This is a genomic window from Mesorhizobium amorphae CCNWGS0123 (assembly GCF_001686985.1).
Classification (GTDB): Bacteria; Pseudomonadota; Alphaproteobacteria; order Rhizobiales; family Rhizobiaceae; genus Mesorhizobium; species Mesorhizobium amorphae.
This window is the reverse complement of the sequence record NZ_CP015318.1, coordinates 1,308,029-1,329,185: the sequence shown is the minus strand read 5'-3', so window position 1 is coordinate 1,329,185 and position 21,157 is coordinate 1,308,029. Positions and strand designations below refer to the sequence as shown.

The 21,157-nt window shown below is 64.4% G+C and carries 19 protein-coding genes, 1 tRNA gene and 1 pseudogene; 14 read left to right on the top strand and 7 right to left on the bottom strand.

The genetic code is table 11. The features are described 5' to 3' along the window. Nucleotides 1-123: 123 nt before the first annotated feature. The 3 genes from A6B35_RS06355 to A6B35_RS06345 form a co-directional block, all read right to left on the bottom strand. Nucleotides 124-459 (bottom strand): hypothetical protein, encoded by a 336-nt coding sequence (locus tag A6B35_RS06355; protein WP_244425982.1) that lies wholly within the window; start codon nt 457-459, stop codon nt 124-126. A 150-nt stretch (nt 460-609) separates the two neighbouring features. After that, nucleotides 610-685 (bottom strand) — tRNA-Ala (locus tag A6B35_RS06350). Nucleotides 686-857: 172 nt separating this feature from the next. Continuing rightward, nucleotides 858-1,250: a TIGR02300 family protein gene (locus A6B35_RS06345; protein ID WP_006204003.1), complete on the bottom strand. Its 393-nt coding sequence runs from the start codon at nt 1,248-1,250 to the stop codon at nt 858-860. 193 nt (nt 1,251-1,443) lie between these two features. On the opposite strand from A6B35_RS06345, the gene aroA reads away from it, so the two are divergent. The 4 genes and pseudogenes from aroA to rpsA all read left to right on the top strand — a co-directional run bounded on the left by aroA (nt 1,444) and on the right by rpsA (nt 5,662). Next, nucleotides 1,444-2,802 carry a 3-phosphoshikimate 1-carboxyvinyltransferase gene (gene aroA / locus A6B35_RS06340; protein WP_040583313.1) on the top strand — a complete coding sequence of 453 codons (1,359 nt, stop codon included), beginning with the start codon at nt 1,444-1,446 and terminating at the stop codon, nt 2,800-2,802. Continuing rightward, nucleotides 2,799-3,029, top strand: a pseudogene (locus A6B35_RS37495) (DUF6881 domain-containing protein); the annotation flags it as partial. The gene aroA and the pseudogene A6B35_RS37495, both read left to right, overlap by 4 nt. Before the next feature lie 78 nt (nt 3,030-3,107). Next, nucleotides 3,108-3,758, top strand: coding sequence for a (d)CMP kinase (gene cmk, locus A6B35_RS06335; RefSeq protein ID WP_040583319.1), 651 nt, complete (start codon nt 3,108-3,110; stop codon nt 3,756-3,758). A 206-nt stretch (nt 3,759-3,964) separates the two neighbouring features. Next, a complete protein-coding gene (rpsA, locus tag A6B35_RS06330) occupies nt 3,965-5,662 on the top strand; it encodes a 30S ribosomal protein S1 (protein ID WP_006204006.1) in 1,698 nt (565 codons plus the stop codon). Nucleotides 5,663-5,737: 75 nt separating this feature from the next. Here rpsA and A6B35_RS06325 read toward each other — a convergent pair whose 3' ends face one another. From A6B35_RS06325 to A6B35_RS06315, 3 genes are all read right to left on the bottom strand, one after another. Further along, the gene (locus tag A6B35_RS06325) at nt 5,738-6,445 is read right to left on the bottom strand and encodes an SDR family NAD(P)-dependent oxidoreductase (RefSeq protein WP_006204007.1); all 708 of its coding nucleotides are present in this window, start codon (nt 6,443-6,445) and stop codon (nt 5,738-5,740) included. Nucleotides 6,446-6,620: 175 nt separating this feature from the next. Beyond that, complete coding sequence (locus A6B35_RS06320; protein WP_006204008.1) at nt 6,621-8,201, bottom strand: 5-guanidino-2-oxopentanoate decarboxylase; 1,581 nt, start codon at nt 8,199-8,201, stop codon at nt 6,621-6,623. After that, nucleotides 8,198-9,046, bottom strand: coding sequence for a dimethylarginine dimethylaminohydrolase family protein (locus A6B35_RS06315; protein WP_040583314.1), 849 nt, complete (start codon nt 9,044-9,046; stop codon nt 8,198-8,200). The genes A6B35_RS06320 and A6B35_RS06315 overlap by 4 nt, the downstream gene beginning before the upstream one ends. A 222-nt stretch (nt 9,047-9,268) precedes the next feature. Between A6B35_RS06315 and A6B35_RS06310 the strand changes: the two genes are divergently transcribed. The 8 genes from A6B35_RS06310 (at nt 9,269) to A6B35_RS06280 (ending at nt 16,102) form a co-directional block, all read left to right on the top strand. Next, the gene (locus A6B35_RS06310; RefSeq protein WP_006204010.1) at nt 9,269-10,081 is read left to right on the top strand and encodes an ABC transporter ATP-binding protein; all 813 of its coding nucleotides are present in this window, start codon (nt 9,269-9,271) and stop codon (nt 10,079-10,081) included. A 57-nt stretch (nt 10,082-10,138) separates the two neighbouring features. Further along, entirely contained in the window at nt 10,139-10,936 is a 798-nt protein-coding gene (locus tag A6B35_RS06305) for a transporter substrate-binding domain-containing protein (RefSeq protein ID WP_006204011.1), read from the top strand. A gap of 215 nt (nt 10,937-11,151) precedes the next feature. After that, nucleotides 11,152-11,817: an ABC transporter permease gene (locus A6B35_RS06300; RefSeq protein ID WP_065518307.1), complete on the top strand. Its 666-nt coding sequence runs from the start codon at nt 11,152-11,154 to the stop codon at nt 11,815-11,817. Further along, nucleotides 11,817-12,626, top strand: a complete 810-nt coding sequence (locus A6B35_RS06295; RefSeq protein WP_040582751.1) for an ABC transporter permease — start codon at nt 11,817-11,819, stop codon at nt 12,624-12,626. The genes A6B35_RS06300 and A6B35_RS06295 overlap by 1 nt, the downstream gene beginning before the upstream one ends. 90 nt (nt 12,627-12,716) lie before the next feature. Then, nucleotides 12,717-13,718, top strand: a complete 1,002-nt coding sequence (locus tag A6B35_RS06290) for an Ldh family oxidoreductase (RefSeq protein ID WP_040582746.1) — start codon at nt 12,717-12,719, stop codon at nt 13,716-13,718. Between the two features lie 113 nt (nt 13,719-13,831). Continuing rightward, entirely contained in the window at nt 13,832-14,098 is a 267-nt protein-coding gene (gene imm45, locus A6B35_RS35440; RefSeq protein WP_139032208.1) for an Imm45 family immunity protein, read from the top strand. Nucleotides 14,099-14,428: 330 nt separating this feature from the next. Continuing rightward, nucleotides 14,429-14,881 (top strand): DoxX family protein, encoded by a 453-nt coding sequence (locus tag A6B35_RS06285; protein WP_006202152.1) that lies wholly within the window; start codon nt 14,429-14,431, stop codon nt 14,879-14,881. A 246-nt stretch (nt 14,882-15,127) separates the two neighbouring features. Next, the gene (locus A6B35_RS06280) at nt 15,128-16,102 is read left to right on the top strand and encodes a complex I NDUFA9 subunit family protein (RefSeq protein WP_006202153.1); all 975 of its coding nucleotides are present in this window, start codon (nt 15,128-15,130) and stop codon (nt 16,100-16,102) included. A gap of 75 nt (nt 16,103-16,177) precedes the next feature. Here A6B35_RS06280 and A6B35_RS06275 read toward each other — a convergent pair whose 3' ends face one another. Continuing rightward, a complete protein-coding gene (locus tag A6B35_RS06275; protein ID WP_006202154.1) occupies nt 16,178-17,560 on the bottom strand; it encodes a cytochrome P450 in 1,383 nt (460 codons plus the stop codon). A gap of 201 nt (nt 17,561-17,761) precedes the next feature. On the opposite strand from A6B35_RS06275, the gene A6B35_RS06270 reads away from it, so the two are divergent. Next, on the top strand, nt 17,762-18,331 hold the full coding sequence (locus A6B35_RS06270) for an NADPH-dependent FMN reductase (protein WP_040582747.1): 570 nt from the start codon (nt 17,762-17,764) through the stop codon (nt 18,329-18,331). Nucleotides 18,332-18,419: 88 nt separating this feature from the next. After that, nucleotides 18,420-21,038, top strand: coding sequence for a caspase family protein (locus A6B35_RS06265; protein WP_006202156.1), 2,619 nt, complete (start codon nt 18,420-18,422; stop codon nt 21,036-21,038). The last annotated feature ends 119 nt before the right edge of the window (nt 21,039-21,157 follow it).

Here is a 21,157-nt window from a genome sequence, read left to right as displayed (position 1 = left end):
CGTTCATTCTACATCCTCGTCGGCGCGACAGGATTACGTCGGGTCCGTGGGTAGCGCGTCCACACACCCATCGTCCATGACACAGACTGTCAAGGTTTCGAGAACGGCGTTTGTCTGCCTCGACTATTGCCTGGAGAACGCGCCCGTGTAGGTCTGCCCGGCAAGCGCATAGGTGACGGAAAGCGTTCCGTCCGCCTGCATCGCAGCGCTGACGTCGGCGCCGTTGGGAAGGCGGCCAAGCTTCAATGTCTGCCCAACAATCTTCCCGGCGCCGTCGGCCACTCCTGGCCTGTTGTCGGCCAGATCGCCCCACGCATAGGTGACCGTCACCTGCCCGCGTGGAGAAATCGTCAGCACGGCCAGCTTGCCTTCATACATCCCATCCAGCCGTCCGGCCCATATGCCGGAAAAAGCGGCGTATCTGGACGGAACGCCCTTGGCGGGGGGCGTGATCGCCACGGAGGGATCCAGAACCGCCGAACCCTCCGGAGCAGGAGCCGCAACAGCGGGAAGGGCGGGCTGTGGGGCAGGCGGTGGCGGTGTTTCAGGAGCCGACTGGCAGGCGGCAAGCATGAATGCCGCGAAACCAAGCATCGGAAAAGGACTGTTTGGTGGAGCCAATCGGAATCGAACCGACGACCTCTTGAATGCCATTCAAGCGCTCTCCCAACTGAGCTATGGCCCCACTCCCGGCAGTCAGCCGGCGCCGTTTCCGGCGAAGAGATCGGCGCGGGTTTCAAGACCGCGCCGTTAGTGCAGGCGGCTTCTAACCCCGCCTTCCGTCAATATCAAGCCTTCCGGAGCCGCTTTTTCGTCACAACCCAAGAAAGCCTGCGGGCGCGTGCGCCCGCAGCCGATCAGACTTCGTCGTCGTCGTCGCCAACACCGATCATGTCGGCAACATCGTCGTCTTCTTCCTCTTCGTCGGCGAGGAAGGTGTCGTCCTCGTCGTCGCCGAGGTCCACATCGTCCTCGTCGTCGCCCAGATCGGGAAGATCGTCGCCGGTCTTCGCCTCCTCATCGGCCTCTTCGAGCGAGACGATCTCGGCGCCCTCTTCCTCCTCGGCGTCGACTTCCTTCTCGGCGACTTCCTCGTCCTCCTCGATGGCGGTGATCTTGCCTTCGTCGAAATAGGAACGCGGATAGCTCTTGCCGGTATAGGGCGAGACGATCGGGTCCTTGTTCAGGTCATAGAATTTTCGACCCGTTTCCGGGTCTATACGTTTGGTGCCAAGTTCGGGTTTTGCCACGGCAAGCCTCGTAGATAAAAGGTTGGTCCCCATAACCACTGTTTACCGCGCTGTCAAAGCCAAAAGCCGGCGTCACAAAAGCCCAGCTTCGAAGGCCCGGCACAAGGGGATGACCATTTCCGTCCGCCGTGATACGAGACCGCCGCAACAAAAGAAAATGGCCGGTCCGCCGGCATTCCATCCAGGGAAAACCATGTCTCACGCTGCCGCCCCGAAACCGGCCACGGCCCGCAAATCACCAGCTCTTTCCGGCGCAGCGCGCGTGCCCGGCGACAAGTCGATCTCGCACCGCTCCTTCATGTTCGGCGGCCTGGCCTCCGGCGAGACCCGCATCACCGGCCTGCTCGAAGGCGAGGACGTGATGCGCACGGGTGCGGCCATGAAGGCGATGGGCGCGCATATCGAGAAGCATGACGACGAATGGGTGATCCGCGGCACCGGCAACGGCGCACTGCTGCAGCCGGAAGGCCCCCTCGATTTCGGCAATGCCGGCACCGGCTCGCGCCTCACCATGGGCCTGGTCGGCACCTACGACATGGAAACCACCTTCATCGGCGACGCTTCACTGTCCGGCCGGCCGATGGGCCGCGTGCTCGAACCCTTGCGCCAGATGGGTGTGCAGGTGCTGAAGGCGACGCCCGGTGACCGCATGCCGATCACGCTGCGCGGTCCGAAGCATGCCGCACCAATCACCTACCGCGTGCCGATGGCCTCGGCGCAGGTGAAGTCCGCCGTGCTGCTCGCCGGACTGAACACGCCGGGCATCACCACCGTCATCGAGCCGGTGATGACGCGCGACCACACCGAAAAGATGCTGAAAGGGTTCGGCGCCAATCTGACGGTCGAGACCGACGAGCGCGGTGTGCGCCATATCTTCATCGAAGGCCAGGGCAAGCTCACGGGGCAGACCATCGCCGTGCCCGGCGACCCGTCCTCGGCCGGCTTCCCGCTGGTCGCAGCATTGATCGTGCCGGGCTCCGATATCACCATCGAAAACGTGCTGATGAACCCAACCCGCACCGGGCTGCTGCTGACCTTGCAGGAAATGGGCGGCCGGATCGACATCGTGAACCCGCGCAATGCCGGCGGCGAGGATGTCGCCGATTTGCGCGTGCGCTACTCCGAACTGAAGGGCGTCATCGTGCCGCCCGAGCGGGCGCCGTCGATGATCGACGAGTATCCGGTGCTGGCGGTGGCGGCGAGCTTCGCCGAAGGCGAGACGCTGATGCAGGGGCTGGAAGAATTGCGGGTCAAGGAATCCGACCGGCTCTCGGCGGTCGCCAACGGGCTGAAGCTCAACGGCGTCGACTGCACCGAGGGCGAAGCGACGCTTGCCGTGCGCGGCAGGCCCGGCGGCAAGGGTCTGGGCCAGCACCCCAACGGCCAGGGCACCACCGTCCAGACCCATCTCGACCACCGCATCGCCATGAGTTTTCTTGTGATGGGGCTGGCGACGGAAAAGCCCGTGACCATCGACGACCAGGCGATGATAGCGACCAGTTTTCCGGAGTTCATGGGATTGATGAAGGGGCTGGGCGCGGAGATTGGGTGAGATACTTTTTCGTTCATTGGAAGCATGACATACCAGAGGAGCCGTCCCACCTCTGGTATGAAGTCGCCGACGACAATTTTCAGAACAGAACAATAGAATTCTATGCAGACGGCTCCGTGGGCTTCGCCATTCGCGGCCCCGCCATTGACGGGTCGGAGGATATAGAAGTCGGAGGGACCGGAAATTCGACGGAAGGCTTTCCTGACCTCGCAGAGATCAATTCGGACAGCCAGTTCGAAGCCTTGGAAGTCGCGGCGGTTGACTTCGAGCGCCGATGGAGTGAGGCACTTGCATCGAGGTTTCGAATGACACACGTCTTCACCATCGCCATCGACGGACCCGCTGGAGCCGGCAAGGGCACGCTTGCCCGGCGGCTGGCCGACCACTACCGGCTGAACCTGCTCGACACCGGCCTCACCTATCGCGCGGTGGCCTATGCACTGCTTCAACACGCGCTACCCCTCGACAATGTCTCGGCGGCCGAAACAGCGGCCCGCCAGGTCGATCTGGCCAAGCTCGACCGCGCCGTGCTGTCGGCGCATGCGGCCGGCGAGGCCGCCTCGAAGGTCGCGGTGTATCCGACGGTTCGGCGCATCCTGGTCGAAAAACAGCGCGACTTCGCCAAGACACCGCCGGGGGCGGTGCTCGACGGGCGTGACATCGGCACGGTGGTGTGCCCAGACGCCGACATCAAGCTCTATGTCACCGCCAGCGCCGAGGTGCGGGCACGACGCCGACTGGCGGAGATCGAAAGCATCGGCGGAACCGCTAATTTCACCGAGATCCTCGCCGACATCATGCGCCGCGACGAACGCGACATGGGCCGCGCCGACTCGCCGCTCAAGCCTGCCGCCGACGCGCACTTGCTTGATACCAGCGAAATGGCTATAGAAGCCGCGTTTCTTGCAGCCATGGCGATCATCGACGACGTGCTGGCCAAGAGAAACAAGGCCTGATCCGGGTTTTTCCTCGCGCTGCCGATTGCCGGCGGCGAAGAAAATACCCATATCGGGCACGAACCAGCCTGCCAGCATTCTTCATGCGCCGGAATTGCCGCTTAGAGCGGCCCAGGGCTTTTGTAGCCCGGAACGCCGGCAGGCCAACGCAACGCTAACCCACGGCGCCCGTCCCGCTTGAGATGTGGGGCATTCCAGGAGAAAATATGTCAGCTGCAAATCCCACTCGCGATGATTTCGCGAGCCTGCTCGAAGAATCCTTTACCGCCGGCCATTCCGGCGAAGGCCAGGTCGTCAAGGGCACGATCACCGCGATCGAAAAGGACATGGCCATCATCGACGTCGGCCTCAAGGTCGAAGGCCGCGTGCCGCTGAAGGAATTCGGCGTCAAGGGCAAGGACACCACCCTCAAGGTCGGTGACACCGTCGAAGTCTATGTCGAGCGCATCGAGAACGCGCTTGGCGAAGCGATGCTTTCGCGTGAGAAGGCCCGCCGCGAAGAGAGCTGGGTCCGTCTCGAAGAGAAGTTCACCAAGGGCGAGCGCGTCGAAGGCGTCATCTTCAACCAGGTTAAGGGCGGCTTCACCGTCGACCTCGACGGCGCCGTGGCCTTCCTGCCGCGCAGCCAGGTCGATATCCGCCCGATCCGCGACGTTTCCCCACTGATGCACAACCCGCAGCCCTTCGAGATCCTCAAGATGGATCGCCGCCGCGGCAACATCGTGGTGTCGCGCCGCACCGTGCTCGAAGAGAGCCGCGCCGAACAGCGCTCGGAAATCGTGCAGAACCTCGAAGAAGGCCAGGTGGTCGAAGGCGTCGTCAAGAACATCACCGACTACGGTGCGTTCGTCGACCTCGGCGGCATTGACGGCCTGCTGCATGTCACCGACATGGCATGGCGCCGCGTCAACCATCCGACCGAGATCCTCAACATCGGCCAGACGGTCAAGGTGCAGATCATCCGCATCAACCAGGAAACCCACCGCATCTCGCTCGGCATGAAGCAGCTCGAGAGCGATCCGTGGTCGGAGATCGGCACCAAGTTCCCGATCGGCAAGAAGATCAAGGGTACCGTCACCAACATCACCGACTACGGCGCGTTCGTCGAGCTGGAGCCGGGCATCGAAGGCCTCATCCACGTTTCGGAAATGTCGTGGACGAAGAAGAACGTGCATCCCGGCAAGATCCTGTCGACGACCCAGGAAGTCGACGTGGTGGTGCTCGAGGTCGATCCGGCCAAGCGGCGCATTTCGCTCGGCCTCAAGCAGACGCTGGAAAACCCGTGGGAAGCCTTCGCGCGCACCCATCCGGTCGGCAGCCAGGTCGAGGGCGAGGTCAAGAACAAGACCGAGTTCGGCCTGTTCATCGGCCTGGAAGGCGACGTGGACGGCATGGTGCACCTTTCCGACCTCGACTGGACCCGTCCGGGCGAGCAGGTCATCGAAGAGTACAATCGCGGCGACATGGTCAAGGCGCAGGTGCTCGACGTCGACATCGAGAAGGAGCGTATCTCGCTCGGCATCAAGCAGCTGGCCAAGGATACGGTCGGCGAAGCGGCGACTTCGGGCGAACTGCGCAAGAACGCCGTCGTCACCTGCGAAGTCATCGGCGTCAAGGATGGCGGTCTGGAAGTGCGGCTGGTCGACAGCGGCATCGAGACCTTCATCAAGCGCTCCGACCTCAGCCGTGACCGCGACGAGCAGCGCCCCGAGCGCTTCACCGTCGGCCAGAAGGTCGACGCCCGCGTCATCGCCTTCGACAAGAAGACCCGCAAGCTGCAGGTCTCGATCAAGGCGCTGGAAATCGCCGAAGAGAAGGAAGCGGTCGCTCAGTACGGCTCGACCGACTCCGGCGCTTCGCTGGGCGATATCCTGGGTGCCGCGCTGAAGAAGCAGGGCAGCTAAGCCCTTCGTACCGACTGAAAACAAGACCCCGCCGGAGCGATCCGGCGGGGTTTTTCTTTGGGATATGCCGAAGGATCAGGCCCGGCCGTAAAGCGGCACCAGCGTGCCGCTCATCGCCAGATTGGCGGGCGAGGCGAGATAGGCGATCGCCTCGGCGACGGCCTCAAGGCTGACCCATTTGCTGAAATCGGCGTCCGGCATGTCGGTGCGGTTTGCCGGCGTGTCGAGCGTCGAGGGCGCCACGGCATTGACCAATATGCCCTTGCCTTTCAATTCCTCGGCCATGGCCAGGGTCATCGCCGCGACCGCTGCCTTGCTGGCGGCATAGGCGACCATGCCGGAGCCGCGCCTGGGCTCGAGCCCGGCGCGCGCCGAGACGTTGACGATGCGGCCAGCCGTGTTCGACGCCAGCATCGAGCGGACCGCGGCGCGACAGCACAGGAAAGTGGTGCGGGCGTTGGTGTCCATCATCTCGGCGAAGGACGCGGATTCGATCTTCTCGACCGGCGCCATGGTGAAGCCACCCGCCAGATGGATCGAACCCCAGAGTTCCGGAAGCTGGTGGTAGAACGCCTCGACCTTGGCGGAATCCGACAGGTCGACATTGTGCGCCAGCCTGACGCGGTCATGCGTGGTGAAGGGAAAATGCGAAGGTGCGGCGGCATGGGCATTGGGCACATGGCAGACCGCGCCCTGCTCCAGGAGCTTGCCGACAACCGCGCCGCCCAGCGCCCCGGTGCCGCCGGTCACCACGATATGCCTGCCGTCCAGTGTTTCCGTCATATTCGACTGCTCCAGTGTTCTTATGCTTAGGCCACGCCGCCGGCGAAAGTCGCGCCTTTCACTCGATCACTCAACTGAAATATCGACATGGCTGGGTCGCGTCTTTGCATCGCTCGGGCCGCCGGCCAGCCGGGATGCTTGCCAGCCTGCGCATGAAGGGTTGCCCGGCCAAAATTCAGTCGACGGTGATTTCGATGACGTAGGGAAGTCCGGTCGCGCGTGCGCGCTTGAGCGCATCCGCCAGGCCGCCAACGCCGGCAAGCCGTTCGGCGGCAATGCCATAGGCCTCGGCCAGCTTGCAGAAATCCGGCGGCGCCGGCGACACACCGACCGGCTCGACGCCGACGTTCAGCATCGAAGTCTCGATCTCACGATAGCCGCGATTGTTCCACACGACGAAGATGACCGGCGCATCCGCATCGAGTGCGGCGCCCAGTTCCGGCAAGGTGAACTGGAAGCCGCCATCGCCAGTGAGGCAGACCACCGGCGCCTCGGGCACGGCAAGCGCGGCGCCGATCGCCGCCGGCGGGCCAAAGCCCAGCGCGCCGAAGCCGGTGGCGGCGTTGAACCAGCCGCCCGGCCGGTCATGGTCGTAGTACAGGTTGGCGGCGTAGATCGGCTGCGTCGAGTCACCGACTATGATCGATCCGGGCAAGGCATCGCGGATCACTTCCACCGCGCGCATCTGCGCCTGCATGGCCGGGCCAAGCTCGGCGAGGGCGGCCTGCCGGGTCGCGGCGGCGCGGGCCGGGCCGACGGCCGATGTCGCCGGCACATCGCCAAGACGAGCCAGCAAGGCCTCGATCGCCTCGGCGCAATCCGCCTGGATGGCGACGGTGGCCGGGCGGCGCGCGAGCTGGTCGGCGCCGATGTCGATGCGGATCAGATTGGCGGGCAGGACAAAACCGCCGTCGCTATAGCCGTCATACTCGGTCGGACCGAATTCGGTGCCGGCGGCAATGACCAGGTCGGCCTCCGCCATCAGCGCCCGCACCGCCTTCAGGCAGGGGCCTGCCGGCACGCATAGCGGATGGCGGTGCAGCAGGCCGCGTGCATTGGCGGTCTCGACGACCGGCGCGCCGAGCCTTTCGGCCAGCCGCCGCAACGGCGCCTCGGCCCGCCTGGCGCCGCCGCCGGCAAGGATGAGCGGCCGGCGGGCGGCCGCGCTAAGCCTGGCTGCCTCCTCTATAGCCGTCGCGTCGGGAACCGGCGGCGCGACATTGCTCAGCAAGGCCTCGATGCCGTCGCCCGGCTTGACCATGACATCGGTCGGGATTTCGATGTGAACCGGACCCGGACGCGATGACGAGAACAGCGCGAAGGCGCGGGCGAGCACGCCGGGCAGTTCGCCGGCCTCGGTGACACGGTACGAGAACAGCGCCACCTTTTCCATCATGCCGCGCTGGTCGGGCAGTTCGTGCAGATGGCCAAGACCTTTGCCGAGGGTTGGCATGGCGTTGACGCCCGAGATCACCAGCATCGGCACCGAATCGGCGCGTGCCTGGCCCATGGCGGTAATGGTGTTGGTCAGCCCCGGCCCGGTGATGACGAAGGCGACGCCCGGCCTGCCGCTGGCGCGCGCATAGCCGTCGGCCATGAAGCCGGCGCCCTGCTCGTGACGCGGTGTGACGTGGCGGATCTTCGAGCGGGCCAGGCCGCGATAGAGTTCGACCGTATGGACGCCCGGAATGCCGAAAACGGTGTCGACGCCATGGGCTTCGAGCAAGGTGATGAGGGCTTCGCCGATCGTGGTCATTGTCTGAGCACCGGACGCGTGAGGCAGGTCGGACCGCCCTCGCAGGCGATGCACAGCGCGTCGGCCTCGAAGGTCGAGACCGTGCAGCCGGCGGCCTGCATGGCGGCGGCGGTCTTCGGAAAACCGGCGACCGCGATCACCTGGCGCGGGGCGGTCGGCAGCACGTTGAGGCTGAGCCCGTTGGAGGCGAAGAATTCGTCGGCGTCGCCCTCGACCAGGCGAATGCCGCGGGCGCGCAGCATCTGGTAGAAGGCAGCCGGCAGCAACGGCGCGTAGACCAGCGCCAGATCGTCGGCGAGCGGGCTGATCACCGACATCAGGTGCAGGCAGGCCTCCTCGCCGTGCCACAGCGGCAGGTCGAAGCCGTAGACCTGAATGCCCTTCGGCGCCAGAAGGTTCGCAAGCTGCTGGATGCCGTCCTGGTTGGTGCGCACGCCGCGGCCTACGGCCAGCGTGGTTCTGTCCACCCAGACGCAGTCGCCGCCCTCGACCTGGCCGGGGCTTTCGATGCGGCCAAGGACGGGAATGCCCATGCGACTGTAGGCGGCTTCGTGCAAGGCCGGTTCGTCACGGCGCAGCGTTTTGCCCATGGCAAGGATGATGGCGCCATGGTCGGTCATCAGCGAGGGGTCGTGGGTGAAGACGGAATCGGCCAGTCCGTCATCGGCGTCGGTCAGCCATTCGATCTCGGCGCCCGAGCCCGCCACCAGCCTGGCCAGCGCCTCATGCTGGGCGGCGGCCTTGCCGGGATCGAAGCCTGGACCATAGTGCCACTCCGAAGCCCTGGCATGGCGCATGGCGCTGGCAGCGGAGCGCATCAAAACGCGTTCCAGTTGCCCGGCCATGGACTGCGACCCGAATGTTTTGCCCACCAACTTCTCCCTAAAACGTCCGTTGCCGCCACTAACCACCACAACAGGCTGTGATCAATGGTCCAAAAACCGTGGTTGACGGAGGCAAGCGGAACAGTCCATCTTGCGACAGGGAAGTTCTGTTTTGCGACGGGTAATGGGTAAACGATTGCAGCAGCGATGGGTCCGGCGGCTCCGCGGAGCACCGAAAGCGTAATGGCGTCGGCTACGGCTCCCGCACTGAAACATACGGCGCAGGACGGCGCCGCCGAAGCCATCCATGTCGAGAACCTGCACAAGAAATTCGGCCAACTGCATGTGCTGAAGGGCGTCTCGCTGTCGGCGCGCGACGGCGAGGTCATCGCCATCATCGGCGGCTCAGGCTCCGGCAAGTCGACGCTGCTGCGCTGCATCAACTGCCTGGAAAATCCGACCAGCGGCATCATCCGCGTCAATGGCGAGGAGATCAAGCTGAAGGCCGACAGCCACGGCCACACCGTTCCCGCCGACCGCAGGCAGATCGAACGCATCCGCTCCAAGCTCGGCATGGTGTTCCAGAACTTCAACCTGTGGAGTCACATGACGCTGATTGAGAACGTCATCGAGGTTCCAGTGCACGTGCTTGGCGTCAAGCGTGACGAGGCGATCGCCCAGGCCGAAAAGCTGCTTGCTCGCGTTGGCCTCGCCGAAAAGCGCGACGTCTATCCGGCCTATCTGTCTGGGGGCCAGCAGCAGCGGGCTGCGATCGCCCGCGCATTGGCGATCAATCCGCGCGTCATGCTGTTCGACGAACCGACCTCGGCACTCGACCCGGAACTGGTCGGCGAGGTGCTGAAGGTGATCGGCGACCTGGCGCGCGAAGGCCGCACCATGGTGCTGGTCACTCATGAGATGAAGTTTGCCCGCGAGGTCGCGACGCATGTCGTCTACCTCTACAACGGGCTGGTCGAGGAAGAAGGACCACCGGAGCAGATCTTCGGTGCGCCCAAATCCGAAAGGCTCAAGCAATTCATCCGCAACATCGGCTAGATCCAGACCGAAAGCGGGCGAAGAACCGGGAACCAACAACAAACTGGGAGTTCTGACATGAAGACTGTTCTGAAGACATTCGCCGCAGCGCTGCTGCTCGGCGTCGCCGCCATGGGCGTGGCCAAGGCCGATCCGGTCAAGATCGGCGTCGCCGCCGAACCCTATCCGCCCTTCGCCTCACCGGACGCCTCGGGCAAATGGGTCGGCTGGGAGATCGATTTCATCGACGCCGTCTGCGCTGAAGAAAAACTTGAGTGTGTCATCACCCCCGTCGGCTGGGACGGCATCATTCCGGCGCTGACGACCAAGAAGATCGACGTCATCGCCGCCTCGATGTCGATCACCGACGAGCGCAAGAAGACGATCGACTTCTCCGACAAGTATTACAACACACCGACCGCCATCATCGGGCCGAAGGACCAGAAATTCGGCGCCACACCGGATGACCTCAAGGGCAAGATCATCGGGGTGCAGGTGTCGACCGTGCATGCCGTCTACGCCAAGAAGCACTTCGGCGCCACGGCTGCCGAAATCAAGGAATACCAGACCCAGGACGAGGCCAACCAGGACCTCGCTGCCGGCCGTGTCGACGCGGTGCAGGCCGATTCGATCGCACTCGGCGAGTTCCTCAAGTCCGACCAGGGCAAGGGGTGCTGCGACCTGAAGGGCATGGTGGCTCCGGACCTCGAAGTTCTCGGACCCGGCGTCGGCGCCGGCATCCGCAAGGAAGACACCGAGCTGAAGGACAAGATCAACGCCGGCATCAAGGCGATCCGCGCCAACGGCAAGTATGAAGAGATCTCGAAGAAATACTTCGATTTCGACATCTACGGCGAAGACAGCCAGTCGAACTGACGGCGCGCAGTTGAACGAATGACCATGCGGAGTGCTCCCCACTCCGCATGGTTTCGTCGAGACCTGTCCATGCAAGCTTGCTGCTGGCGGAAACCTCCAGCAGTCCTGGCGCCAGCCATTTGGGGGCGAAGCTGATCGAAGCACTTCTTCCGGCCTCGGCGGCCGGCATCATCGAGCTTCTCTCGCCCGTGCCGCCCGGCTGGGGCGGGACTCTGTTGCTCGGTCTGCTTCATTCGATAGAGATCGCGGTCGGCGCAACGTGCGTCGGTCTGCTGATCGGTACGTGCGGCGCCTATGGCAAGCTCTATGGCGGCCCGGTGGTGCGCGATCTCCTTGCCGTCTACACGACCGTGGTGCGTGCCGTGCCGGAACTTGTGCTGATCCTGCTGCTCTACTACGCCGGCACCGACCTGATAAACCAGCTGCTGACGGCGATGGGCTATCAGCGTATCGACATCAGCGGGCTTGCGGCCGGTATTGCCGTGCTGGGCTTTGTCCAGGGCGCCTATTCGACCGAGGTCATCCGCGGCGCGATCCTTGCCATTCCGCAAGGACAAATTGAAGCTGCGCGCGCATATGGCATGTCTCCCGGCCTTCTTCTCAGGCGCATCACGCTGCCTGCGATGCTGCCTTTCGCCATACCCGGCCTTGCCAATCTCTGGCTGATCGCCACCAAGGACACCGCCCTGCTGGCAGTCGTCGGCTTTTTCGAACTGGCGCTGGCAACGCGGCAGGCGGCGGGCGTCACCAAGGCCTATTTCACCTTCTATGTCGCGGCGGGCGCGCTCTATCTCATGCTGTCGCTGTTTTCCAACCTGATCCTCGGTCGCATCGAGGCCTGGTCGCGGCGCGGCATGCCTTCGATCAAGGAGGCGCGTTGATGGCCGGCGAAGCGACCGTCATCAACGTTGCCGCGCGCACGTCGCTGTGGCTGCAGCCGCATCGCATCGTGCTGATCCTGATAGCGCTGGCGCTGGTCCTCGGCGCCGCCTTCTTCATGCGCTGGGACTGGCTGCCGCAATATTACGAAATGGGATTGCTGGGCATCTGGCGGTCGCTGTGGATCCTGGCCGTCACCTGCTTCCTGGGCTTCCTGCTTGCCGTGCCGCTCGGGCTGGCGCAGGCCGCCGGCCCGTTCTGGTTTTCCGCCCCCGCCAAGGCCTTCTGCACCGTGATCCGGGGAACGCCGCTGCTGATCCAGCTCTGGCTGCTCTATTACGGGCTGGGCTCGCTGTTTCCGCAGTACCCCTGGATCCGCGAGTCCTGGATGTGGCCCTATCTCCGCCAGGCCTGGCCCTATGGCGTCCTGGCGCTGACACTGTCCTTCGCCGGCTATGAGGGCGAGGTGATGCGGGGGGCCTTCGCCGGCGTGCCGAAGGGCCAGCTCGAGGCTGCCCGTGCGTTCGGCATGAGCCGCTGGAAGATTTTCCGGCGCATCTGGCTGCCGCAGGCCATCTACCGGGCGCTGCCAACCCTGACCGGCGAAACCGTCCTGCAATTGAAGTCAACGCCGCTGGTGGCGACGATCAGCGTCATCGACATCTTCGCCGTCTCCTCCAAGGTGCGACAGGACACCTACCTCACCTATGAACCCTTGCTGCTGCTGGCGTTGATCTATATGGCGATCACCGGCATTCTCGTCTTCGCCTTCAGCCGGATCGAAGCGCGGATCCCGAACAAGATTGGTTAGTGAGTGGTGAGTAGCGAAAAGGGTGTAGTCGGCCATTCGCCGACTCGTTTTCACTACTGACTACTCCCTACTCACTTAGGATTCATCGCCATGCAACTCAGTCTCGAGCAGGCAACCGGATTGTGCCGGATGGCGGCGTTGGGCGCCGGCGCCAACGAGGAGAACGCACAGTCGCTCGCCGCTTCGATCGTCGCGGCCGAGGCAGAAGGGCTGACCTCCGTCGGGCTGACGCATTTCATCGACTATCTGGAAGCGATCGAAGCCGGCCGCATCGACGGCAATGCCGATCCCGTCATCACGAGGCCGGCGCTCGCCGTCTACCTTTCCGATGCGCGCGGCGGCCTCGCCCATACCGGATTCGACCGCACGATCGACGATCTCGCCAAGGCCGCAAAACTGTTCGGCGTCTCGATCTTCTCGCAGAAGAACGCCTATACATGCGGCGCGCTCGGCTATTTCACCGGACGGCTGGCCCAGCAAGGGCTGGTCTCCTTCGCCGCCACCAACGGGCCGGCGGTGCTTGCCGGTTCAGGCTCGGTCAAGCCAGTCTACTGCACCAACCCGATGTCGTTTGCCGCGCCCGCCGCCGACGGATCGCCCTTGGTCATCGACCAGTCGTCGAGCGCTACTGCCTTTGTCAACATCCGCAAGGCGGCCGAGGACGGCAGGAAGATCCCCGAAGGCTGGGCGTTGGACGCCAGCGGCAACCCGACCACCGATGCGGCGGCGGCCATGAAGGGCGCAATGCTTGCCTTCGGCGGCCAGCGCGGCGCCAACATCGCGCTGATGGTCGAGGTGCTGGCGGCCGGCCTGTCCGGCGCCAACTGGTCGCTCGACGCACCCTGGTTCAGCGGCGGGCCGGACAGCCCGGGAACCGGCCTGTTCGTGCTTGCCGTCGAGCCGAAGCTGCTCGATCCGGATTTCGAGCAGCGCATGAGAGACCAGCTCGACCGGCTGCGGCGGCGCTACGGCGTGCACGTGCCGGGACGCGCCCGGGCCGAGGCGGCGGAGAAGGCGCAAGCGCGGGGCATAAACGCGCCCAAGGCGGTGGTGCAGCGCATTTCCGAATTCGCCGAGCGCTACTCGGCCTGAAGCCGTTCCGACCTGACAAGCTCGACTGGGTTTTCGGAAATGATCTGGACCAACTGCAAGATTTGCGAGACGATCAGCCCATTTTTCGTGGATCGCTGCTTCGATATCGCAGGATGGAACCCAGAGAAGAAATCCTCGACTATCTGCTCTTTGCAACGCATGAGGCGTCAGGCTTGGGTCTTGTTCGCGATTGTGGCTCCGGCGCAGGCAATGTACTCGTGATTTTTCCGATGGAAGCGCGAGTCCAAAACAAGGTCGCTATTTCGCCCGAATGGCTAACTCGCCACTGGCAAGAATGGGTCGACGGCAACTCCGCATCTGGCGAAGTCTGGGTTAGTACGGGTGGTCGCTCGGAGCCAGAGAAACTACCCGAAGAATAGCTGTTCGCAGCACGCCTGTTGAACCTTTCCCGGTGCGGCAGCGACCAATGCCTGACCGGGTCGGGGTTTGCCCGGTCGGTGTCTACTGTCGGAATGCGTCCAGGGCTGGGGCGGGCGTCTCACGCCAAGCTGATACCGTCTCAGGTCAGGCCGTCTCGTTGGACCCTGGTTTCGGCACGAACGTCACCCGGAAAACCCCGCTTCGGCGGGGTTTTCTGCGTTTCGTGCTCTGCGATGCTAAACATGACTTCGAATGTTAACTTTTGTTAACTTGACTTGATGGGAGCCATCGGGCGTTTGCGAGGAGTCATCACAACAACAGGAGCTACGATGTCCGTGACCACCGACGCTTCCCGCGGCAGACTGATCATTCCAGGGCTTGGCCGCCTGTATTCGTCGCTGCATGATGGGGCCGAAACCCTTCTGCGCGTCATCGCCGGCGGGTTTCTCACCATCCATGGCTCGCAGAAGATCACCGATCCGTTCGGCGCCGCCGAGATGGTCGAGGGCCTCGGCTTCTATCCCGGCGCGTTCTGGTCGCTGCTTCTCTCCTGCACCGAATTCTTCGGCGGCATTTTCATCGCCATCGGCCTGCTTACCCGCCCGGCTGCCTTCGCCGGGATGTTCGTGCTTCTGGTGACCGTGTGGTTCCACTGGATCACCGTCGGCCAAGGTTTTTCCGGCGCCGAAAAGTCGCTGCTGTGGGCGGCGATCCTGCTCTTCTTCGTCATCCGCGGCGGTAACCGCCATTCGGTCGACGCGCGCATCGGCAAGGCGTTCTGAGGCGGGTCTGTCTGGACGCAATTCCCAAGGGAAAGCGCCATGCGCTTCTCCCCGGGAAAACCGCTTCACGCTTTTCCTGGAATTGCTCTCTTTGTTTGGACGCAATTCCGGACGGAAAACCGCTTCACACTTTTCCTGGAATTGCCCTGAAACAAGGTCACGAGCGACCTCCGGTCGCTCTTTGCCTTTGCCTCGAAACGGATTAAGAAGCGGCTTCAGCCAAGCTTGCGAGCGCCGGAGCCAGCCATGACCGAAATCCTGCAGACCCCCAAGCTCGTCGTCGTCTTCGGCGGGTCCGGTTTTGTCGGCCGCCACGTCGTGCGCGCACTGGCCAAGCGCGGCTACCGCATCAGGGTACCCGTCCGTCGGCCCGATCTCGCCGGCCATCTGCAGCCGCTCGGCAATGTCGGCCAGATCCAGCCGGTGCAGGCCAATGTACGCGTGCGCTGGTCGGTCGACCGTGCCGTGCAGGGTGCCGACCATGTCATCAACCTGGTCGCCATCCTGCATGAGAGCGGCCGGCAGAAATTTTCCGCCGTGCATGAGTTCGGCTCCCGCGCCATCGCCGAAGCCGCGCGCTCGGTCGGTGCCGGCCTCACCCATATTTCGGCGCTGGGCGCGGACCTCAACGCGCAATCGGACTATGCCCGCACCAAGGCGCTCGGCGAAAAGGCGGTGCTGGAGACGATCGCGGATGCCGTCATCTTCCGTCCCTCGATCAATTTCGGACCGGAGGACGCCTTCTTCAACCGCTTCGCCGGCATGGCGCGCTATTCGCCGGTGCTGCCGTTGCTCGGCGGCGGGCTGACCAAGTTCCAGCCGGTCTATGTCGGCGATGTCGCCGAGGCGGTGGCGCGCTCGGTCGAAGGCAAGGTCGAAGGCGGCCGGATCTACGAGCTCGGCGGGCCGCAGGTGCTCACCTTCAAGGAATGCATGGAAGAACTGCTCACCGTCATCGAGCGCAAGCGGATTTTGATACCGGTGCCATGGTGGATGGCGAACATGCAGGCGTCGATCCTCGGCCTGCTGCCCAACCCAATGCTGACCAAGGACCAGGTGCTGCAACTGCGCGAGCACAACGTCGTCTCGGACGCGGCCGCCAGGGAAAACAGGACGCTTGCAGGCCTCGGCATCCAGCCGCAGTCGATCGGCACGATCCTGCCAAGCTACCTCTGGCGCTTCCGCGCCGCCGGCCAGTTCCAGCGCAAGTCGGCTGCTTAATTCAGCGTAGCTGCCTGTAGGTGTGTTGAGATTCAGGTCAGGCCGAGCCGAGAAGCCCTCCTTCGCAGGCCGGCATCACTTGAATATCGGCACGCGCGGCGTGATCTGCATCGGCAGACCACCCTGCGGCTGCGTCGTCAGCTTCTGCACCGGCCAGGGCTTCGTCTCAGCCGTTGTGTCGAAGCGGAAACGCGACAGCATGATGGCCAGCGCGATGATCGCCTCCTGCATGGCGAAGCTGGCGCCGATGCAGATGCGCGGGCCGGCGCCGAACGGCAGATACTGGAAGCGGTCGATTTTTTCACGATTCCCTGGATGGAAACGTTCCGGCATGAAGGCGTCGGGCCTGTCCCACAGCTTTCTGTGGCGATGCACGACCCACGGCATCACCAGCACCGCGGCGCGCCTGGGGATGTAAAGCTCGTTCCAGGTCTCCGGTTCGATCGGCTCGCGGTTGATCGACGGCGCCGGCGGATAGAGCCTGAGCGCCTCCTCGAAGGCAGCGCGGGTGAGCGGCATGGCGTCGAGCCATTTCGTCGGGTCAGGCTCGCGTGCCAAGACAGTGTCGATCTCGCGCTCGACTTTTTCGCGCTCCCAGGGCGCCTCGGCTAGGCAATAGATCGTCCAGCCGAGCGCGCGGGCCGTCGTCTCGTGGCCGGCGCCGATGAAGGTGATGATGTTGTCCTCGACCTCGGCGCGCGTCAGCCCATCCGGCTCCTCGGCCTTGAGCAGCAGGGTCAGGAAGTCCTGCGGCACGGCATCTGGATCGCGCTTCAACCGCTCCTCGCGCATCCGGACGGTGTCGGTGACGATCTTGCGGAAATAGGCCATGGTCTTGCGGCCACGGATGCGGGTCAGCCGAGGCAGCCATTCGGGCGCGCGCAGCAGGTCGAGCGGATCGACGCGGCCCATGGTCTCGAACAGCCGGTCGATCTCCCTGGCGAAGCTGCCCGGCTCGCCCGAAATCTCGCCGGAAAACAGCGTCTCGGCCAGGATATCGTAGGTGAGCAGCGTCATGTCGTGGGCAATGTCGGAGGTGCCGCCGGCCTCGTAGCGGCTGACGAAGTCCAGCGTGCGTTTCAGCATCGGCTGGGCAAAGCCGAAGATGTGGCGCGGCGTGAACACCGGTGCCATCGCCTTGCGCGAGCGCTTCCACACCTCGCCCTCGGCGGTCAGCAGGCCGTCGCGCAGGATCGGGCGCAGGATCATCTGGCGCACCGTCGCCATCTTGTAGTTCCTGGCGTTGTCGACCAGTACGTGGCGGATAAGACCGGGATCGTTGGCGACGACCAACGGTCCGCCAACGCCGGTCACCGATATCCAGGGTTCGTTGTAGGTGTGCTCGCCCCACAGCTCGAGCGGGTTGCGGTAGACGATGCGCATCATCTCCAGCGTCGACGGCGGCGTCGTGCGCGGCTTCGGCGCGGGCGGAACGAAAGGCGCGGGCTGCGTGTCCATGGGAGATGCTCCGCTGATACCCCAATGTAGTGAGCGGCAATGCCGGCGTCCATGCGGCCGAACGGCAGGGCACCGGAATCCCGCTCTCCGGAATGTGACCGGCCCCCTCGCCGTACCTTCTTGCCGCTTGTTGGCGCGTGGCTTAGGTGGCGGTTACCAACAGATACTACCACTCCAATCCCGCCATTCCAGGAGCCCGCCTTGAAACATCGGTTGAACGTCATCATCGGCAGCACGCGGCCCGGCCGCGCCGGGCCGGTTTTCGCCAAGTGGCTGGATGGCTTTGCGCGCGAGCACGGCAAGTTCGAGCCCGTCCTGACCGACATCGCCGCCTTCAACCTGCCGCTGCTGGACGAGCCGCACCATCCGAAGCTCGCCAAATACGAGAAGGACCATACCAAGGCCTGGTCGAAGGCGATCGACGCCGCCGACGCCTTCGTCTTCGTGGCGCCGGAGTACAATTATTTCGTGGCGCCAGCGATCGTCAACGCGGTCGCCTATCTCTCCCGCGAGTGGAAATACAAACCCGCAGCCACCTTCAGCTATGGCGGCGTCTCCGGCGGCCTGCGCGCGGCGCAGGCGGTCAAGCCGCTGCTGACCGCGGTCGGCGTGATGCCGATCCCCGAGGGCGTGGCGCTGCATGCCTATCAGAAGCTGCTCGATGAGGATGGCGCTTTCGAGCCCAGCGAGCAGGTGCTTGGCGGTTCCAGAACGATGCTCGACGAGCTATTCCGCTGGAGCGAGGCGCTGAAGCCGCTGCGAGCCGGCTAAGCCCCATTTGCTGACAGAAAAGCCGGCTTGTTCACGCCATAAAGAGATGAAATGCTCCGGCCATTGACCGGGCCGGGGCGGTTCGACTTTGCGATTTCTGTTTGCGCTATTGCTGATCCTGTCGACGGCCGCCGCCGCCATGGCGGAGCGGCGCGTGGCGCTGATCGTCGCCGATGACGACTACCGGCTGGTCCGGCCGCTGGCCAATCCCGTCAATGACGGCGAGGCGATGGAAGCGGCGCTGAAGAAGCTCGGCTTCGAGGTCGTCGTCGAAACCAACCGGGACCTGCGCCGCATGCGCCGCGCGCTCGACGATTTTCGCGAGGATGCCAAGGGCGCCGACGTGGCGCTGGTGTATTTCTCCGGTCATGGCGTCGAAATCTCCGGCGACAATCGGCTGCTGCCGGTCGATGCCGACGCTTCCTCGCTCGATGCGCTGAAAAGGACCAGCCTGCCGCTGGAAGAGGTGCGCGAGGCCGTCGCCGCGACGGCCAAGGTCGGGCTGATCGTGCTCGACGCCTGCCGCAGCGATCCGTTCACGGCAAGCGCCGGCGAAGGCCGCGGCGCGACAGCGCTGGCCAAGACTGTCTCGGACAAGGTCCGGCCCGGTCTCGGCCGTATCGGGAAGGCGGAAAATACCCTGTTTGCCTTTTCCGCCGCGCCCGGCGAGACTGCCGGCGACGGCACGGGCCAGAACTCGCCCTTTACGGCGGCGCTGGCGAAATATCTCGGTACCGACGGGCTCGAGATCCGCTCGGTGCTGACGCTGGTGCAGCAGGAGGTCTACGACCTCACCCGCGGAAAGCAGCTGCCCTATGTCGAGAGCGGCCTGCCGCAACTGTTCTTCGCCGCATCCACCCGGGAGCAGTTGCCGGAGCGCGAGCGGCTGCTGCTGGCCATGGCCGAGGTGACACCACAAATGCGGGACGAGGTCGAGCGGATCGCCAGCGATGCCGACATGCCGCTGGCGCCGCTCTATGGCGCGCTGATCAGCGCCGATACCAGCCATCTTTCGGCGGAAAGCCTGAACGCCAGGCTGCGCGAGGCCGCCGACGCCTTCGTCAAGGTGCGCAGCGAAATGAAGGTTCTCGGCGCCAGCGATCCGCAGGTGAGCGCGCTGCGCCAGCAGGCGCAAGAGCAGCTTTCGCTCGGCGCTTTCAATGCCGCGCGGGCAAAACTCGCCGAGGCCGCCGGTATCGACAGTGTGTCGCGCAAGGCCCTGAAGGCCAATTTCGCCAGTCGCACACTGTCCGAAGCCGCGACGCGCTTTCTGTCGGGCGGCGCGGCTCGCGCCGACCTCAACTATGCCGCCGCCATCAAGGACTATGAGGCGGTGCTGGCACTCTATGGCGAGGCCGGGCAGTCGGCGCTCGAGCCCGACGATTTCGACCGCCAGATCCGTACCCAGGATGAGCTGGGCAAACTCTACACCACCGTTGGCAATATCACCGCCGCCGGCCGCGCCTTCGAGGCGCTGCGGGCCAATCTCGAACAGAGGTCGCGGCAGGAAACCGATCCGGGCGTGCGGCGCGATCTCGCCATCAGCCACACCAAGCTCGGCAACATCAGGATGGCGCAAGGCGATCTGCCGGCGGCCCTGCAGAACTACCAGACGGCGCGCGCGATGCTGCACGACCTGATTTCGGCCGACCCGGGCCGGCTGGAATGGTTCGGCGATCTGGCCATGAACGACGACAAGATCGGCGACGTGCTGGTGACAAACGGCGATCTGGCCGGCGCCTCACGGGTCTACCAGGAAAGCCTGTCGATCAAGAAAGTGCTTGCCGAAAACGAGCCGGAGCGCGCCGACCTGCAGCGTGACCTGACCATTTCCTATGACGAGATCGCCCGCCTCGCGCGTGCCGCGGGACAGCTGGACGATGCGCAGGTGGCCTTTGGGGAAAGCCTGACGATCCGCCTTGCCTTGGCCGCGAAGGTGCCCGACGACGCGCAAAGGCAACGCGACGTCTCGGTCAGCCACGACACGATCGGCGACCTCAAGCGCGAGCGCGGCGACGCCGTCGGCGCGCTCGCCGCCTACCGCGAAGGCCTGGGAATCGTCGAACGGCTGCTGAGCCGCGACCCCGATAACACCGAGCTGAAGCGCGATCTGTCGGTCGGCAACACCAAGATCGGCAATGCGCTGAAGGATCAGGAGGATTGGCCGGCAGCGCTTGCGGCCTATCAACAAGCGCTGGCGCAGGCCCGTCAGCTCGCGGACGGCGACCCCGGAAACACGGAGTGGCAGCGCGACCTCTCGGTCAGTCTCGAAAAGGTCGCCGGCGTGCTTGCCATCCAGGGCGACCGCAAGGGCGCGCTGAAACTGTATTTCGACAGTTTCGTCATCGTCGACAGGCTGGCGAAGCTGGACCCGGCCAATCTCGACTGGCAGCGCGACCTGTCGATAACGCTGTCGGAGATCGGCATGCTCAAGGTCAAACAGCGCGACATCAAGGGTGCGCGGCAGGCGTTCCAGGACAGCCTGGACATCCGCCAGCAGCTTGCCCAATCCGACCCCGACAACGCCACCTGGCAGCGCGATCTGGTGGTTGCGATGATCGACTATTCCCAGGTCGCCAAGAACCCGAAGGCGGTTCTTTCCGAGGCGCTGGAGATGACGCTGGAGCTCGACCGCACCGGCCGGCTGGCGCCGCGCTACAAGTTCATGATCAAGTTTCTCAAGGATCGATTGGCCCGCGTGAAATAGGCCTGGCCGAGGCCGGCCGCCGATAGCCGGCTCTTGCGCCCCGGAAATCCTCGCAAACCTTGGAAAAGCCGCCTTTTGCGCCTATATCTAGGACACCAAAACGGCGCGATTCGGAGCCA